18 protein-coding genes, 1 tRNA gene and 1 pseudogene are annotated in these 16,900 nt (G+C 65.3%); 11 read left to right on the plus strand and 9 right to left on the minus strand.

The window, feature by feature from the left end:
* The first annotated feature begins 127 nt into the window (after positions 1 to 127).
* From hisD to OWC48_RS09635, 8 genes are all read left to right on the plus strand, one after another.
* Positions 128 to 1,423: a histidinol dehydrogenase gene (gene hisD / locus OWC48_RS09600; protein WP_282519764.1), complete on the plus strand. Its 1,296-nt coding sequence runs from the start codon at positions 128 to 130 to the stop codon at positions 1,421 to 1,423.
* Complete coding sequence (locus OWC48_RS09605) at positions 1,420 to 1,917, plus strand: UPF0262 family protein (protein ID WP_282519765.1); 498 nt, start codon at positions 1,420 to 1,422, stop codon at positions 1,915 to 1,917. The genes hisD and OWC48_RS09605 overlap by 4 nt, the downstream gene beginning before the upstream one ends.
* A gap of 5 nt (positions 1,918 to 1,922) precedes the next feature.
* Positions 1,923 to 2,390: a low molecular weight phosphatase family protein gene (locus OWC48_RS09610; RefSeq protein ID WP_028151427.1), complete on the plus strand. Its 468-nt coding sequence runs from the start codon at positions 1,923 to 1,925 to the stop codon at positions 2,388 to 2,390.
* Between the two features lie 145 nt (positions 2,391 to 2,535).
* On the plus strand, positions 2,536 to 3,165 hold the full coding sequence (locus OWC48_RS09615) for a Maf-like protein (protein ID WP_028151428.1): 630 nt from the start codon (positions 2,536 to 2,538) through the stop codon (positions 3,163 to 3,165).
* A gap of 144 nt (positions 3,166 to 3,309) precedes the next feature.
* The gene (gene yacG / locus OWC48_RS09620) at positions 3,310 to 3,492 is read left to right on the plus strand and encodes a DNA gyrase inhibitor YacG (protein ID WP_028151429.1); all 183 of its coding nucleotides are present in this window, start codon (positions 3,310 to 3,312) and stop codon (positions 3,490 to 3,492) included.
* 184 nt (positions 3,493 to 3,676) lie between these two features.
* A tRNA-Phe gene (locus OWC48_RS09625) sits at positions 3,677 to 3,752 on the plus strand.
* A gap of 115 nt (positions 3,753 to 3,867) precedes the next feature.
* Entirely contained in the window at positions 3,868 to 4,017 is a 150-nt protein-coding gene (locus OWC48_RS09630; protein WP_282519766.1) for a hypothetical protein, read from the plus strand.
* A 114-nt stretch (positions 4,018 to 4,131) separates the two neighbouring features.
* On the plus strand, positions 4,132 to 4,623 hold the full coding sequence (locus OWC48_RS09635) for a hypothetical protein (RefSeq protein ID WP_282519767.1): 492 nt from the start codon (positions 4,132 to 4,134) through the stop codon (positions 4,621 to 4,623).
* Positions 4,624 to 5,297: 674 nt separating this feature from the next.
* Here OWC48_RS09635 and OWC48_RS09640 read toward each other — a convergent pair.
* From OWC48_RS09640 to OWC48_RS09650, 3 genes and pseudogenes are all read right to left on the minus strand, one after another.
* The gene (locus OWC48_RS09640; protein WP_028147401.1) at positions 5,298 to 5,681 is read right to left on the minus strand and encodes a PLDc N-terminal domain-containing protein; all 384 of its coding nucleotides are present in this window, start codon (positions 5,679 to 5,681) and stop codon (positions 5,298 to 5,300) included.
* Positions 5,682 to 6,089: 408 nt separating this feature from the next.
* Entirely contained in the window at positions 6,090 to 6,317 is a 228-nt protein-coding gene (locus OWC48_RS09645) for a DUF3551 domain-containing protein (protein WP_282519768.1), read from the minus strand.
* 862 nt (positions 6,318 to 7,179) lie between these two features.
* Positions 7,180 to 9,299 (minus strand): annotated as a pseudogene (locus tag OWC48_RS09650) (ATP-binding protein).
* 141 nt (positions 9,300 to 9,440) lie between these two features.
* Here OWC48_RS09650 and OWC48_RS09655 point away from each other — a divergent pair.
* The 3 genes from OWC48_RS09655 to OWC48_RS09665 are packed head-to-tail and all read left to right on the plus strand — an operon-like array spanning position 9,441 to position 12,110.
* Positions 9,441 to 10,103, plus strand: coding sequence for an FABP family protein (locus tag OWC48_RS09655; protein ID WP_282519770.1), 663 nt, complete (start codon positions 9,441 to 9,443; stop codon positions 10,101 to 10,103).
* Positions 10,104 to 10,121: 18 nt separating this feature from the next.
* Positions 10,122 to 10,832 (plus strand): dihydrofolate reductase family protein, encoded by a 711-nt coding sequence (locus tag OWC48_RS09660; protein ID WP_282519771.1) that lies wholly within the window; start codon positions 10,122 to 10,124, stop codon positions 10,830 to 10,832.
* 9 nt (positions 10,833 to 10,841) lie between these two features.
* A complete protein-coding gene (locus OWC48_RS09665; protein WP_282519772.1) occupies positions 10,842 to 12,110 on the plus strand; it encodes an NAD(P)/FAD-dependent oxidoreductase in 1,269 nt (422 codons plus the stop codon).
* A gap of 31 nt (positions 12,111 to 12,141) precedes the next feature.
* Here OWC48_RS09665 and OWC48_RS09670 read toward each other — a convergent pair whose 3' ends face one another.
* The 6 genes from OWC48_RS09670 to OWC48_RS09695 all read right to left on the minus strand — a co-directional run bounded on the left by OWC48_RS09670 (position 12,142) and on the right by OWC48_RS09695 (position 16,897).
* Complete coding sequence (locus OWC48_RS09670) at positions 12,142 to 12,474, minus strand: hypothetical protein (RefSeq protein WP_282519773.1); 333 nt, start codon at positions 12,472 to 12,474, stop codon at positions 12,142 to 12,144.
* 121 nt (positions 12,475 to 12,595) lie between these two features.
* Positions 12,596 to 13,171, minus strand: coding sequence for a cysteine hydrolase family protein (locus tag OWC48_RS09675; protein WP_282519774.1), 576 nt, complete (start codon positions 13,169 to 13,171; stop codon positions 12,596 to 12,598).
* A gap of 193 nt (positions 13,172 to 13,364) precedes the next feature.
* Positions 13,365 to 13,712 carry a DUF3088 domain-containing protein gene (locus OWC48_RS09680; RefSeq protein ID WP_282519775.1) on the minus strand — a complete coding sequence of 116 codons (348 nt, stop codon included), beginning with the start codon at positions 13,710 to 13,712 and terminating at the stop codon, positions 13,365 to 13,367.
* 55 nt (positions 13,713 to 13,767) lie between these two features.
* The gene (locus tag OWC48_RS09685) at positions 13,768 to 14,343 is read right to left on the minus strand and encodes a hypothetical protein (RefSeq protein ID WP_282519776.1); all 576 of its coding nucleotides are present in this window, start codon (positions 14,341 to 14,343) and stop codon (positions 13,768 to 13,770) included.
* Between the two features lie 202 nt (positions 14,344 to 14,545).
* Positions 14,546 to 15,862 (minus strand): tetratricopeptide repeat protein, encoded by a 1,317-nt coding sequence (locus OWC48_RS09690; protein ID WP_282519777.1) that lies wholly within the window; start codon positions 15,860 to 15,862, stop codon positions 14,546 to 14,548.
* 12 nt (positions 15,863 to 15,874) lie between these two features.
* Positions 15,875 to 16,897, minus strand: a complete 1,023-nt coding sequence (locus OWC48_RS09695) for an aldo/keto reductase (RefSeq protein WP_282519778.1) — start codon at positions 16,895 to 16,897, stop codon at positions 15,875 to 15,877.
* Positions 16,898 to 16,900 lie beyond the last annotated feature (3 nt).

Genomic DNA, 16,900 nt, shown 5'->3' on the forward strand with positions numbered 1-16,900 from the left:
CAAGCCAGGTCGGGCCGCTGCCGGAACGGCATCTCCCGAGGGTTGACGCAGCTTCCCCGTCGCGCCATTGAGCAGGGGGTCGGGTGAGCCAATCCGCCCCAAAGACCAGCCGGAAGCCAAGCCAAAAATGCCCGTTCGTCTCGACCGCAGCAGCGCCGATTTTGACCAGCGATTCGCGGCCTTCCTCGCCGCCAAGCGCGAGGTCTCGGCCGACGTCGAGGCCGCCGTGCGCGTCATCGTCGACGACGTGGCCAGGCGGGGCGATGCGGCCCTGCTCGAGGCCACGGCAAAGTTCGACCGGCTGAAGCTGGATGCATCCGGCCTGCGCGTCACCGCCGCAGAGATCGAGGCGGCCGTAAAGGCCTGCGATGCCGCGACGCTGGATGCGCTCAAGCTCGCGCGCGACCGCATCGAGACCTATCACCGCCGCCAGCTTCCGAAGGACGAGCGCTTCACCGATCCGCTCGGCGTCGAGCTCGGCTGGCGCTATACCGCGATCGAATCCGCCGGCCTCTATGTACCCGGCGGTACCGCGGCCTATCCCTCCTCGGTGCTGATGAACGCGGTACCCGCGAAGGTCGCCGGCGTCGCGCGCCTCGTCATGGTGGTGCCGTCGCCGGACGGCAAGCTCAATCCGCTGGTGCTGGCGGCCGCTTCGCTCGGCGGTGTCAGCGAGATCTACCGCGTCGGCGGCGCGCAGGCCGTGGCGGCGCTCGCCCACGGCACCGCGACGATCGCGCCGGTCGCAAAGATCGTCGGCCCCGGCAACGCCTATGTCGCCGCAGCAAAACGGCTGGTGTTCGGCAAGGTCGGCATCGACATGATCGCCGGTCCCTCCGAGGTGCTGGTGATTGCCGATGACACCGGCAATGCCGACTGGATCGCCGCTGATCTGCTGGCGCAGGCCGAGCACGACGCCAGCGCGCAATCGATCCTGATCACGGATTCCGCGCGCCTGGCCGCCGATGTCGAAAAAGCCGTCGAAGCGCAGCTGAAGACATTGCCGCGCACAGCAATTGCCGGCGCCTCCTGGGCCGATTTCGGCGCCATCATCATGGTGAAGAAACTTGCCGATGCCATTCCGCTCGCGGATGCGATCGCGGCCGAGCATCTCGAGATCATGACTGATGATCCCGACGCGCTTGCCGCAAAGATCCGCAACGCCGGCGCGGTGTTCCTCGGGGCGCATACGCCGGAGGCGATCGGCGACTATGTCGGCGGCTCCAACCACGTGCTGCCGACGGCGCGCTCGGCGCGGTTCTCCTCAGGCCTCGGAGTTGCCGACTTCATGAAGCGCACCTCGATCCTGAAATGCGGCCCGGACCAGCTGCGTGCGCTCGGACCTGCCGCGATGACGCTCGGACAAGCGGAGGGGCTGGACGCTCATTCGCGCTCGATTGGATTGCGCCTCAATCTGTCATGACCCAGCCGCCCGAACAGGACGACACGACCAATCGCATCGTCGCGGTCACCCTCGACGAGGACTCGATCGGCCGTTCCGGGCCCGACATCGAGCATGAGCGCGCGATCGCGATCTACGATCTGATCGAGCAGAATCTGTTCGCGCCCGATGGCGCCGACGGGAAGGGGCCGTTCACGCTGCATATCGGCATCACCGGCAGCCGGCTGATGTTCGACATTCGCTGCGACGACGGCACGCCCGTGGTCGCGCATCTGTTGTCGTTGACGCCGTTCCGGCGGATCGTGAAGGACTATTTCATGATCTGCGACAGCTACTATCAGGCGATCCGGACAGCTACGCCGGACAAGATCGAGGCCATCGACATGGGCCGCCGCGGCATCCATGACGAGGGATCGCGCACGCTCCAGGAGCGGCTGAAGGGCAAGGTGCGGGTCGATTTCGAGACCTCGCGCCGGCTGTTCACGCTCATCACCGTCCTTCATTGGAAGGGCTAAGTGCGATGGCGGCGCCGCCACGCGCACGCGATCCGCAATCGGTGCTGTTCGCCTGCGCGATGAACAGCGTGCGCTCGCCGATGGCCGAGAGCCTGCTGCGGCACATGTTTCCACAAGGCCTCTACGTGAAGTCGGCCGGCGCCAGGAAAGGCGAGCTCGATCCCTTCGTGGTCGCCGTGATGGATGAGCTGGGGCAGGACATCTCCGCCCACAAGCCGCAGACCTTCGAGGAGCTGGAGGATTGGGAGGGGCTGAATTTCGACCTCATCATCACGCTCTCGCCCGAAGCGCACCACAAGGCGCTGGAGCTGACCCGCACGCTCGCCGCCGACGTCGAATACTGGCCGACGCAGGATCCCACCACGATCGAAGGCAGCCGCGACCAGAAGCTCGCCGCCTACCGCGAGGTCTGCGACCAGCTCCTGATGCGCATCCGCAGGCGTTTCGCGAAGGTCGGCGCGGCGAGCGGTTAGCCGTAACACCCGCGTCACAGACCGAGGGCACATGCATGTGGGACGCCTCGAATCAGTAAAGTCCGGGTTCCCGGGTTGTGAAATCAGCCCCCTTCCGATAGGTTCCGCGCGCAATTCACCCCCTGCTTCATCCCCCAATCACCTGATGCTCGGCCGCCCCAAATTCGTACTTGCCTCCGGTTCGCCGCGGCGCCTGTCGCTGCTCAACCAGGCCGGCATCGAGCCGGACGCGCTCCGGCCGGCCGACGTCGACGAGACGCCGAAGCGGGGCGAGCTGCCGCGCGCCTGCGCCAACCGTCTCGCAAGGGCCAAGGCCGATGCGGCGCTCAAATCAGTCCAGCTCGACGACGAGCTGCGCGGCGCCTTCATCCTCTCGGCCGACACGGTTGTGGCGGTCGGCCGCCGCATCCTGCCCAAGGCCAATCTGGTGGACGAGGCGGCGCAGTGCCTGCGGCTGCTGTCGGGCCGCAACCACCGCGTCTACACCGCGATCTGCCTGGTGACGCCGCGCGAGGCCTTCCGCCAGCGTCTGGTCGAGACCCGCGTCCGCTTCAAGCGCCTCTCCGAGGACGACATCCAGGCCTACATCGGCTCTGGCGAATGGCGCGGCAAGGCCGGCGGCTACGCCGTGCAGGGCATCGCCGGTTCCTTCGTGGTGAAGATGGTGGGGTCCTACAGCAACGTCGTCGGCCTGCCGCTCTACGAGACCACGACGCTGCTCGGCGGCGAGGGTTTTCCGATCCGCTTCGGCTGGCTCAACGCCACGGCGATCTAGCGCGCCGACAAAAATCTCGAAAACAACCCCATGCACAGTAGAATGGGCCGCCGGACCCGGCCCGCAGCGCCTGCGCGTCCGGGCGAGGAACCGCTTCGCCGACAGGCTCTTGAACGCCTTCACCCCGAGTAAGCTGCCGACATCATGGACGACCACGTCAAAAAGCCCGCCGGCCCGCTCAAAACCTGCCCGATCTGCGGCAAGCCGCAGTCGGAAGCCACCCGCCCGTTCTGCTCCTCGCGCTGCCGCGACGTCGACCTGAACCGCTGGCTGAAAGGCTCCTACGTCATTCCCGGCCGCGACGACGAGGCGGATGGCGAAGAATAACGAGTAATATCAATCTCTTAGTCAGGCGGTCGATTCTCCGTGAACCAGCCGCAGCAAGCCCGCCCCACCTTGTGCACAGGCGGGCCGCGCCCAGCGAAGCCACTTGGCGAAGCCGGGTGGACAGGCCGCTTCCAGCCCACTATAAACCGCCCGCTCGATGGGCCTTGGCCCCTCTTTGGAGCACGCCCAGGTAGCTCAGTTGGTAGAGCATGCGACTGAAAATCGCAGTGTCGGTGGTTCGATTCCGCCCCTGGGCACCATCCTGGTGCTTGCCCTCGTTCTCCGGCATCCGCTGACGCCAATTTCTCCGGCCTATTCCAGCAACGCCACGCATCGTGGCTGAGCGCGTACCTTGGTTCAGCGGGTGCGGTGCTGTTGACGATGCTCATTCATGGCTGCGCGCGCTTCATGGCGGAACGCAACGATGATTTCCGCACGCTCCAGGAGCCAAACCTCGTCGTCGTGGCCATCGCGGTCGCCGTTCTGATGACGTTCGTCCAGTGGTTGATCACCACGGGCGGATGACGAGACCGGCCGAATCAAGTTGCAGGATTCGGCGATGCAACTCCAATTGGCGCGTGATATCCTCGTCTCGGGGGATGGAATGGACTGTCCCTCCGCATCTGGAAGGACATGGCCATGACGTTGTCGTCACGCTTCGTTGCGCGTCCCGCTGTCGCATTCCCATCGATTGCACTGTTGCTGTGCGGCCTGAGCGGCACGGCAATGTCTCAACCGACGCCCACCGAGACCCAGCTTCCCAGCGTCACGGTCGACGCGCCGCGACAGGTGGCAAGGCCGCACAAGCCAACGCATCACGTGGCCGCCCGCAGCACCGGGTATCGGACATCGCCAACCACATCGACAGCCGCGGCGGTGCCGATGTCGGATGCCGCGAGGCTCGCCAAGCTCGAACGCGAAACGAGCAGCTGTGCCGGCGGTTGCCAATCGAGCTTCAAGACGGGAAATCAGCCCTGGGTCGGCTGCAACGCTTCGGGCGGCGTGTACTCCTTCACGTGCCGGAACGTCGGCAACTTCAAGACCTACGACGAGTGCAAGGAAGCCGGACGAGTCACCGGCTGGCGGTCGGGCGAGACCTCGGCCTATTGCAGCAGCTTGGCGTTGAAGTAGGGGCGGCTGGGGTTGAGGAGGCTCGTCGGCTAGGCCAGCCTCCTCCGATCGGACTGGGCACAGTCGCCCGCGCATCGATAATCACGGCGTGATCGCCGGTACCTATCATCGCACGCTGCGGTTCCGGTCGAAAACGCAACCAAGTCCAATAATGCTCAGTAGCGCTCCGTCAGAACTTCGAACCGACACCTCCATTGTTGATGCGAGAGCGATCCGGTGGGCAACCTGCAAACCCGCAAGACGAAGTCTGCCTTCTAATTCCCTTTGGGCCCGGGCGGTCCGATCGGGCCTGCAGGTCCGGCCGGCCCTGGAGGACCCGCTGGCCCGGGGAGGCCGCAATTCTGTATCACCACGTCTCTCGTATCTGATCCGGACGTGATCTTGACGATACAAGTGGATGGAAACTCCGGTCCAATCCACCGAAATCCTCCCGTCGACGTGCTCTCGACTTTCACGGTTTTGCTCGGACTGATCTTGATCTCCACGCTGGGCTCGCGGGGCCGTCTTACTCTTCCGACGATGACCAACTCGCCCTGCGATATGGTGGCGGTTGTTATGAATATTTCCGCATGCGCGCTTTCAGTCCACGCAATTGCAAAGCCGGCAATAAGAGCTCCAACGGTTCCAAAAGGCTTTGCGAACATCATGGGCCTCCCCGCTTCCCTCACCGATGGTTAGGAGACCAGCTTGGTGCGAAGGCGCCCGTACTCGGTGTCGGTTATGGAGCCCGATTTTTTGAGCTGATCGAGCTTGGAAAGCTCGTCGGCGACACTAAAGCCGACGATGTGCCGTAATTCCTCGCGCGCCCGCTGAGCCTGCTCAGCGCTGCGTTCCGCCATCCCCCTGCCTTGGGTGATGAGGTAAGCAAAGATGCCGAGGTAGGAGGTCAGAACAAGCGCAAGCACCCACAGTGCCTTACCCCATCCGGAAATGTCGTGGCGCCTGAACAGGTCGCCATAGATGACAATGAGCAGCCAGAACCAAACGACAAATGCGAATACAGCAATTATATCCATCAGAAAATTTCGATATGTGAATCCTTCCTGAGCGAAGAACATTGCGATCCCCTTATTGAGTTGCCGTTCTCGATCTCTTCTGTAGGCCAGTCGCACGGCCCGCTACGCGAAGGCTCAACGGCAGTACCGATGCGACACCCGGTGCGACCTTCCGCTGGACGAGCGGTACCAGCAGTTGCCGTTCCTCCAATAATATCGATGCCAATGCCGATGTCGCCGGTGGGCGCCCGCGATGGCTCCGGCCGTCGCCCCTATGGCAGCGCCGCGGCGACCACCAACAGCACCACCGATGACGGCACCTCGCAGCGCACTCTGAGAAAATAATTCGCTGGAAGGGACCATTCCTGCGAACGAGAGCAGGATGACGAACAGTGCAAGCTTTCGCATCGGGGGTCTTCCTTGATTGACCGCTTCTGCCATGCCGTGCCGCCGAATAGCTCCGAGCGGTGATTAGCGCCGCCGCGGAGCGGCATAGCGCGGGTTGATGCCGCAATATGCGTTCGTGCCAGAAGCAGAAGCCAGGCATTGCGAGCGGGTGGCGAACTGACAATTGCCCGGAAAGCCCCAATTGCGACCTCGCAGGCAGTATCGATCCGCCTCGACAGCTCGGACTGGCTCCAAAAAAGCAAGGAATACAGCGGCAGTGAGTAACGTCAGCATCGGAGCGACACGATGCATATCGATCTCCGTGGATGGATGGAGGTGAATATACTGGCGGAGCGAGGGGAATACCGCCAGTAAAAGCCCTTGCCAGACGCTGGGGCGTTTATTGATGCTACCTGGCGCGAAAAGCGCTCATGCTACTCAGGCTCGGAACCGCTTGTAGGTAAACGTAACAATTGCCATTGCGTGTCCTTGAATGCGGACCGCTGGCCGGATGACGTACGGCTTTCGGATATCGAGCCCCGTTTCGCCAGCCAGGATGCCGCGGAAGCATGGTTCGTAGAGAACGATCCTGTGGGAGTGGCGTTCGAATACGAGGTTCTCGAATGAACCGGATCGGCCGCGGGACTATCTACGCCATGTTAGTAGTCGTTGTGCTGCTGATCGTCTGGCAGATTCTCGCACCGCTTTGAAGGAGTGAGACGTCGTCGCGCGAGGCCAATGAACCTTGCATACTTGTAACGAGGCGGACACCGAAGCGCCTTCTGGGTGGCCAAATGCTGGCGGAATGTGAGGGCTTATAAAAGCCGACCCTGGCCCACGGAATTTACTCCGATGTTATTTCAAGCGGCGATTATTTGCCTGATCGTACTCAGCATTGGCGTTCTCGTCGCCCACGCGGTTGACGCTCTCAGAACGTAGTGAGCCCGCCAGCGTGAACCGGCGGGCCTCCACCTCGGTCTTCTCAGTTCACGCCCAGAGTCTGGCGTTGAAGTAGACGCGGCTGGGGTTGAGGAGGTTCGTCCGCTCGGCAGCCTCCTCCGATCGGACTGGGTACAGTCGCCCGCGCATCGATAATCACGGCGTGATCGCCGATACACATCATCGCACCGGCATGTCGCTTTCGCTCATGCGAGCTGCTCGCCTGCTTGCGTCGCTATCGCCCCGCCTTCGCCAAGCCGGCCAAACTCGCCGCCAGCTCATCGCTTCGGAACGGCTTCGTCAGCCGCGACAGTCCGGCGTGATGCCTTCGTTGTTGGCGTAGCCCGACACGACGAGGATCTGGAGCTCGGGATATTGATTGCGCAGCGCGAGGCCGAGGTCTGTTCCGCTCATGCCGGGCATCAAATGGTCGGTGACGAGCAGGTTCGGCCGCAGGCCTTCCCTGACGCGCTGAAGTGCATCCTCCGCCGAGACGGCTTCAACGACGTTGTAGCCGAGCTCGCCCAGCATCTCGGCGGTGCTCATGCGCACCAGCGGTTCGTCATCCACCAGCAGTGCGGTGCCGACGGGCTGTGGCCGCAGTTTTGATTGCGGGACGGCATCGATCGCGCCCGCGACGGCGTGGCTGACCGGCAGCCACAGCTCGACCGTCGTTCCCGCGCCCATGGCGCTCCTGATCGTCAGCGCGCCGCCGAGCTGTGACGCGAGGCCGTGGACCATCGAGAGGCCAAGACCGGTGCCTCGCCCGACGCCCTTGGTCGAGAAGAACGGTTCGACGGCGTGGGCCAGCGTGAACTCGTCCATGCCGATGCCGGTGTCGGCGACGGAGATGCAGACATAGGTGCCCGGTGCCAACTCGGAATTGTGAGAGTCTCCGACCGTCCGGGCCTTCGCCGAGATGCGCAACTTGCCGCCGTCGGGCATGGCATCCCTGGCGTTCACGCTGAGGTTCAGGATCGCCATCTCGATCTGGTTGGGATCGGCCATGGCCGCAGGAAGGTCTTCCGGCGTGTCCACCGTCACCTGGATCTGCGGTCCGGTCGTGCTCGAGATCAGGTCGCCCATCTCGGCAACGAGGAGACCGATGCTGACGGGAATGGCCTGAAGCGGTTGCCGGCGCGCGAAAGCAAGCAGGCGTTGAACCAGCGTCTTGGCGCGCTCGGCCGCCTGTGCTGCGCCGGCAATGAGGCGATGCTCGCGCTCGCCGCCGATGCCCTTGCGCTGAAACAGGTCGAGCAGGCCGACGATCGGCGTGAGCAGATTGTTGAAGTCGTGCGCGACGCCGCCCGTGAGCTGGCCCATGGCCTCCATCTTCTGGGCCTGGCGGAGCGCCTCCTCGGCCTGCGCGAGCCGCGCCTGCTCCTCCAGGCGATCCGTCACGTCGACCCCGGTCAGGAACGCGCCGATCCGCGTGCCGTCAGGAGCGCGTAGCGCCTCGAACTTCATCTCGTAGACGCGGCGGTCGAACCGGGGATCGCCGAACTCATCGATGTTGGTGAAGGCTTCGCCGGCCAGCGCCCGGCTCCAGATCGCGGTTGCCGCAGCGAGATGCTCGGGCCGGTCGGCCAGGAATTCGTGCAGGGAAGCGCCGATCTGCGGCCGCTTGCCGTAGATGCGCTGATAGGCATCGGCGCAGGACGTGTTGATCGCCAGCCAGCGATAATCGAGATCGAGCGCCTGGATCTGTCCGTCGGTGGTTTCCACGATCGTCGCCAGCAAATGACGCTCGGCGGTTCGTTCGGCGACGCGCTGCTCGAGGGTCGTGGTCAGCTCCCTGTATCGCGCTTCGCTCGCCCGCAGCCGCGTCTCGCCCAGCACGCGCTCCGTCGTCTCGGACACGATGCAGAGCACTCCGCCGGCCGAGCCGTCATCGTCCCGCACGGCCGAGTAGGAGACATCCCAGTAGCTGGTTTCGCCGTAGCCGTGGCGCTCGACGTAGAACGGACGATCCTTGGCGGCGAACGTCTTTCTGGTTCGGCGCACGCCTGATAGCAGCGGTTCGAGATCGTCCCACAGCTCGCCCCAGTTTTCGATCGCGGGGCGACCGAGGGCGCGGGGGTGATTGACGCCGATGCCCGGGGCGTAGGCGTCATTGTAGAGCGCGACGAAGTCAGGCCCCCAGAACAGGACGATCTGGGCTTGCGCGGCCAGCAGCATGCTGACCGTCGTTTTCAGCGCCTGAGACCAATCGCGGGGATGACCGAGCGGCGAATCCGACCAGTCGCGGGTGCTCATCATGGCGCCCAGCCCGCCGCCGTCAGCGAGGAAGTCCAGATCAGTTGACTGCCGAGCAGCTCTCTCAGACAGCACCGGATCCCCCGCTACGCGTGACATGGGCGTCCTTGCCCATTCGAGCCCGATTTCCAGGGCTCGTACTCAAGCTCACATAACACCCGGCGCACGCTCTGGTTCCGTTCCAGTCGATTCCCGCAGCCCTTGTGCTATTGCTGTTCCCCGCAACGATGCGAGGTTCCCATGCTCCCCATTCCCGCCGACATCTTCACCGAACAAGAGGACGTCTCGCCCGACGGCCTTGCCAATCTCGGTCCGCTCCGCCGGCTCGCAGGGAGCTGGCAGGCGGACAAGGGCATCGACATCAATCCGAAGGCGGAGGGGCCGGAGCGGCGGACCTTCATCGAGCACATCCGCATGGACCCGATCGATCCGCAGGCCAACGGGCCGCAGCTGTTTTACGGGCTGCGCTATCACATCCACATCAACACGCCCGAGGAAGACATCACCTTCCACGACCAGGTCGGCTACTGGCTGTGGGAGCCCGCGACCGGGCTGATCATGCAGACGCTCGCGATCCCGCGCGGACAGGTCCTGCTCGCCTCGGGCAAGGCCGGGCCGGATGACAGGAAGATATCGGTCACGGCGAAGCGCGGCGATACCGCTTACGGAATCTGCTCGACCGATTTCCTGGAACAGGCCTTCCGCACCGACTCCTATCGCTGCGACATCACCTTCAACGATGACGGAAGCTGGAGCTATCTGATCCAGACCGAGTTGTTCGTGCGCGGCGCGCCGTTCAATCATCACGACAGCAACACGCTCAAGCTCGTCGCGCCGCCCAAGCTCAATCCACTGGCGGTGATCGTGAAGGATCGCGCCGGGCGCGATGGATCAGGCGCCTGAAGCGGACCGGAGAATTGCATGAAGCCCTACGTCATTTGCCTGATGCACTCCAGCCTGGACGGCCGCACGCATCCCAGCCGCTGGCGGCCGAAGGGGGCGAGCACAGACTGGTTCGAGAAGATCCATGACGAGCTCGGCGGCGACGCCTGGGTGATCGGCCGCGTCACCGGCTCGGAGTTCGCCAAGGGCAAGCCCTATCCCGAAACGGCGGGCGAGACATTTCCCCGCCAAAGCTGGTTCGCGCGGCGCGATGCGAAAACCTACGGCGTCGTGCTCGATGCGCAGGGCAAGATCGGCTGGGGCCGGTCCGACATCGGCGGTGACCCGATCGTGGTGGTGCTGACCGAGGGCGTGCCGGATTCGCATCTGGCGGGGCTCCGCGGCGAGGGTGTGTCCTACATCTTCGCCGGCAAGTCCGAGATCGACCTGGCGCTGACGCTGGACATCCTCAATCGGGAGCTCGGGGTGAAGCGCCTGCTGGTGGAGGGCGGCGGCGTTGCCAATGGCGCCTTCCTGCGCGCCGGCCTCATCGACGAATTCAACCTGATCCTCAGCCCCGCGATCGATGGCGCCAGGGGCGCACCCTTCGTGTTCGATTCGACGGACGCGGACAGCGACAAGCGCGCGCCGCTCGCCGCGATGACGCTGGAGAGCACGCGCGACCTCGGCGGTGGCGTTCTGCTGCTGCGCTATCTGATCAAGAACGACCCGCAAGCGATGCCCAGGTAAGGCATCGGCATGGGACAATTGGAGCACATCGTCATCGTCGGTGCCGGCGCGGCCGGGCTGATGGCGGCGCGCGAGCTGGCACGTGCGGGCAGGACGGTCACGATCCTGGAGGCGCGCGAACGCTGCGGCGGACGCGTCCATCCACTGCCGGCGTCGGAGTTCGGCTACCCCGCCGATGGCGGCGCCGAATTCGTGCATGGCGAGGCGCCGGTCACGCGCAAGCTTGTGCGCGAGGCGGGACTGTCGCTGCAGGAGATCGAAGGCACCCAGTGGAGCTTTGACGGCACGAGGCTCTCGCGCGAACATCGTCACGATCCGCACGAGGCAGAGCTTCAAGCCGCGCTGGGGGCATTGACGGATGATCTCACGGTTGCCGATTTCCTGCGCCGTCATTTCGCCGAGCCCGAGTATGTTCAGCTGCGCTATTCGATCGAGCGCATGGTCGAGGGCTATGACGCCGCCGACCCCGAGCGCGCCTCGACGCTGGCGCTGCGCGAGGAATGGATGGACGGCGGGCATCACACCCAGGCGCGCATCGTCGGCGGCTACGGCGCGCTGATCGATTTTCTGGCGAGCGCGTGCCGCGGGCTTGGCGTGACGTTTCGCTTCGGCTGCGCGGTGTCAGCGATCGAGGAGACGGGCGGCGCGCTGGCCGTCCGCTGTGCCGGCGGCGACGTGCATGGCTGCGATCGCGCGGTCCTCACCGTGCCGCTGCCGTTGCTGCGCGAGATCGCGCTTCCGGAGCCCGCACGCGCGAAGGCTGCGGCAGCTGACGATATCGGCTTCGGCAGCGTGATAAAAATCCTGCTGCGGTTCGCGCGGCCGTGGTGGCGCGAGCGAAGCGAAGACCTTGCGGACATGACCTTCCTGCTGTCGGACCAGTCGATCCCGGTGTGGTGGACGCGGCATCCGGACCAGCATCCCGTGCTCACCGGCTGGTTCGGCGGGCCGCGAACGGCCGAGCTTGCGAAGCTCGATCGGCAAGGGCTGATCGATGCCGGGGTCGTTTCGCTTGCGGCGATCTTCGGCGTGTCGCGGGCCGACATCGCGCGCGATCTCGTGGCGGCTGCGGCGACCAACTGGCTGCACGATCCCTTCGCGCGCGGCGCCTATTCCTGGGCGACGCCGCGGACGCGCGAGGCCCAGGCGATCCTGGCGCGCGCCGACGGCCCGGTGCTGTTCTCAGGCGAAGCGCTCTATCGCGGCCGCGACATGGGGACGGTCGAGGCGGCGCTGGCGAGCGGGCTGGAGACGGCGGAGATGATTTTGCGGGGATGAAAAAAGGCCCGCACAAGGCGGGCCTGATCTCTCACCAGCGGCCGCCGCCGAAGCTGAACGTCACGCCGGGACCTCCGCCACCATAGTAGCCGTACGGTCCGCCGCCGTAATAGCCGTGGTGCCGCGGGTAATAGCCGTAGCTCCGGTCGTAGCTCCGGTAGTGCGGGCGATAGTAGCCGTGGTTGTGATGACGCCATTGGTGATGGCGATGGCCATGGTGGTGGTGCCTGTGCTGTGCGCTGATGTCGGTGGACTGGCCGGCTTGCGCGTTCTGCTTCGCGCTGGCCTTGCCCGCCGCGTTGGCCGTGGATCCGCCGGCGAGCGCCGCAGCACCCACGGCCATCGCGACAAAGAGATACTTCATGTCATCACTCCAGTTGAGAAGTCGTGTGACAACAGATGGCTGTCCGGTGCGTTCCGGCCAGTCCGGGCGTCGAAACGACGCAGACGGAGTCCCGATCGACGTGTGAATGATGTGGCGCGATCTATTGTCGCATCGCTTCGAGCGAAGCGATCACGTCGGCGGCGGCGACGATGCGCGCGAATTCGCCGTTGAGATTCGACAGCGTCATCGCATGAATCTCTTCGGCCGAATGCTTGTCGCCATCCGGTCCGATCCGGTCGAAGGTCCAGGTCGCATCGCGCACGAGGCCCGCGTCGAAACCGAGATTGCCGGCCATCCGCGTCGTCGTCTCGACGCAATGATTGGTGGTGGCGCCGCAGATCACCAGCGTCGTGATGTTGCCAGCGCGCAGGCGCGTCTCGAGATCGGTGCCGATGAAGGCGCTGTTGACGCGCTTGACGATTACCGCCTCGCCCGGCGCTTCGCGCGCCTCGTCCTTGACCGCGTAGCCGGAGTTTTGCGGCAGGAACGACGAGGTCGGCTTGGTGCCCTCGTGGCGGATGTGGAAGATCGGCGCGCCGCGCTTCCTGAATGCGGCGAGCAGATCGGCGATGCGCGCCACCGCATCCGGATTGTTGCGCCGCTTGCCCGCCGCCTCCCATTCGTCGAACGCGCGCTGGACGTCGACGACGATGAGGGCGGGGAGGGGACTGGTCATGGGATGCGGCTTTCAGGCTTGCTTGCGACCTGAACTATGCGAGGCGATCGAGATAGCGCACAATGCCAATCTTCCCTCGTTTCGCGACGAAGGTCCGTAGCCCGGATGGAGCGAAGCGTAATCCGGGAAGGTCTGGCACCGAATTCGGGGCCCCGGATTACGCTTCGCTCCATCCGGGCTACGAGATCTTCTTTCACGGATGCGGATCGGGAAACCCGTGGCGTTCGGAGAGCGCGGCGAGGATTGCGTCCTTGTCCGCGATGAAGGCGCGGCCCTGGTGGCTGCCGGTCTGGTGCGGCGACGTCGTCCCGTCGGCCAGCACGAGCAGCGGCAGCGACTGGTTCTCCTCGCCGACCAGCGCGATCACCGGCAGCCTTGGGCGCGGCCATGCGATGCGCTCGACGTCGAGCTGTTCGGCGACCTGCGGAAACGAGGCGAGCACGCCCTCGATCAGCGCGCAATGCCAGCAATAGAAGCGCTGACCCGGAAAGGCGGGGTCCTCGAAACCAGGGCGCAGCAGAAACAGGCGGTCGCGCGTCATGAATCGCTCCAAAGCATGGCGCGATCATACATGCCGGCAGCAGCGGGCGATGCCGTTACTTGAACGGGTCCTGGATCGACGGCGACGATTGCCGGATGCGGCGCACGCTCACCGGCTTGCCGTCGGAGACGAACAGCAGCTCGTATCGGCGGCCCTCGCTGTCGGTCGCCGTGCAGGTGACGTCCGTGACCTTCCTTGCGGCGAAATTGCCGGTCTGGCGGCAGACGCCGGTCGAGGTCTGCTCGGCCGGCACCGGCAGGCCGTCGACCTTGGGGCGGTCCTTGGAATTGAGCAGCATGCGGTCGATTCGCAGCTCGTAGGAATTGTCGTCCGCGCGCTGGCCGTTCTCGCCGGAGAACGACACGACGTGGTTGGCGTCGGAGGGATCGTCGACGGCGACCGCGAAATTGACCCGGCCCTTGTCGCCATGGGCGTAAGCCACCGTCTTGCACGCGAAGGTGCGCCCCGCGACCTTCAGCGTCTTGCAGTGGCCCGACATCAGCGCCAGCAGGTCGATGAAGGCGTTTTGCGCCGGCGGGTTGTTGATGGGGATGGGCGCGGAAGACTCGGCAAAACAAGGGCTTGCGAGAATCGCGAGGGCCGCGGCGAGGACCGGTCGGCGGAGGCGCATCATCAGGCTCGTATGCCAGGGGGCCACGGCGGCGGGAAAGTTCCGCTCAACAACGAGCGAACCACAAATTGGTTGCGAACCCGTTTGTTCAGCTAAACCCGACTGGAATACCACCGCACCACCCATCGGCGATTCACCCGATCGCCCCATCCCGTCCTAGCAGGCCACTTGCTGCCAGACCGATGTTTTTTTCGTGGCAGAGCTAGCCCGTCGCCGCCTGCCAGCGCGCGTCGCGAAGGGAGGGCCGGCGGTGCAGGCGGGCGTCGAGCAGCGCGCGGGCGCGGGGCAGCTCGCCGCTGCGCATGAGCGCGACGATGTAGGTATCCTCGATCAGTTCGCGCTGGGCATGGCTGCCGCCGATGCGAACGACCTCGCCGAGGACGGGCGCGAGCGTTCGCACGCATGAGGTGTAATCCTCGCGGGCAAAGGCCGCGAGCGCACGGCAGATCGCCGGCACCACGGGACCGGCCGGCAGCTTGCCGTCGCCGAGCCGCTGCTCGATCGCCGCAAGGCGCGCGGCCAGCGCTCCCTGGTTCTGCGTCGCCGCAGCGAACAGCGCCATGTGGACGTCGGCAAAGGGCAGGCTCGATTTCGGAAACAGTTTTTGCGCGGTTGCGTCGGCCTCGAGCCAGAGTGCCTCCGGCACGGCGTGGCCGTAAGCCGACAGGCGCCAGAGCAGCGAGGCGCTGTCGGTGATGACGTTGAGCGGCGGCGCCTGCGTGGCGGAGGGCTGAAGCACGTCGGCATAGATCGCAAGCGCGCGGGCGGCATCGCCGTGTTCGAGCGCGCCGAGCGCCTGATGCCAGCGAATATGGCCGTGCAGGATGCCGGTGCGGTCGTAGGAGGGGATCCATTCGTCGACGAGACGGTCAGCCGCCTCGATCGAGCCGTCCTCGAACATCGCATGCAGCACGGCGTGCGCGGCGTGGGCGTTCTGACGGCGCAGGTCAAAACCACGTTCGGTGACGCCGCGGCCGCGCGCGACGTCGCCATTCTCCGTCATCGCCCAGCCGGACATGGTGAGAAACCACCAGTCCTCGCCATAATGCTGCGCGACGCGCTCGCACAGCTCGTGCCGGGCGCGGTCGTGATCGGGCATGCCGGAGAACGCAAAGAGACCGAACGCGCCGAGCGGCAGCGACAGCACCACGGCGTCGCGCGGCCATGCGTCGACGTGTTTCAGCGTCGATGCGATGGCTTCGGGCAGCCGTCCCTCGATCGCAAGCGCCAGCGTCTCGACATGCGAGCGCTCGCGCTCCGTGCCGCGCTTGGCGACGCGTTCGCGTGCCACTGCCGCCTTCTGCCGCGCGAGGTCGCCCTGCTGATAGAAGGCATGCACGCGGGCGCGGGCGATATGGGGCAGCGCGAAATCCGGATCGGCCGCAATCGCGCGTTCCAGCGCCTCCGCCGTGCCGGTCCAGCCGGCCAGCATGAGATCGACGCCTTCGCGATAGGCGCTTGCCGCCTCATCGGAAGAGGTGGAGAGCGGCAGGCCGTAGCGGTCTTCGTGCGCCGTCATCGTCTTCAGCTCTCAAGCTGTCCGCGCGCGGCGTCCCTCGATCGGATAGGCGGGGTCGTTGTAGCCCGGCGTCGAGGGATGGCCCGGCACGACCAGCCTGTCGATCAGCGCCTCGTCATCCCCAGTGAAGCGGTAGTCGAGCGCGCCGATGTAGCCGTCCCACTGCTCCTCGGTGCGGGGGCCTGCGACGATCGAGCTGACGAAGGCGGAGTTCAGCACCCAGGCGACCGCGAACTGGCCGGCGGTGATGCCTTTCTTCTCGGCGTGGGTCTTGATCTCCTGCGCGAGCTGGAGCGATTCCGGCCGCCATTCCGTCTGCATCATGCGGGTGTCGTTGCGGCCGGCGCGTGTCTCCTTGTCCGGCGCTGCGTCGGGCTTGTACTTGCCGGTGAGCACGCCGCGCGCCAGCGGGCTGTAGGGCACGATGCCGAGGCCGTAGTAGGAGCAGGCCGGAAAATGCTCGACCTCCGGCATGCGGTTCATCGCGTTGTAATAAGGCTGGCTCACCGCGGGACGGTCGATGCCGAGCCGGTCGCAGATGTTGCAGATCTCGGCGACGCGCCAGGCGCGGTAGTTCGAGACGCCGAAATAGCGCACCTTGCCGGCCCGGATCAGATCGCCCATCGCGCGCACCGTCTCCTCCAGCGGTGTCGCATGGTCTTCCTTGTGCAGATAGTAGATGTCGATGTGGTCGGTGCCGAGCCGCTTCAGGCTCTCGTCGGCGGCCTGCAACACCCAGCGCCGCGACAGGCCGACACGGTTGGGATCGTCGCCCATACCAGTGTTCATGGGGTTGGCGAGTTTCGTGGCGAGCACCCAGGCGTGACGGTTGTTGCCGATGGCGCGGCCGACGACCTCCTCGGATGCGCCCTTCGAATAGGCATCCGCCGTGTCGATGAAATTGATCCCGGCCTCATGCGCCTTGGCGATGATCCGATTTGATGCGGCTTCATCGGTCGGCCCGCCGAACATCATGGTGCCCAGACAGATCGGCGAGACTTTCAGGCCGGTGCGGCCGAGCTGGCGGTATTGCATGGG

This window comes from Bradyrhizobium sp. Arg816, from assembly GCF_029989365.1.
In the GTDB taxonomy this organism is placed as follows: Bacteria; Pseudomonadota; Alphaproteobacteria; order Rhizobiales; family Xanthobacteraceae; genus Bradyrhizobium.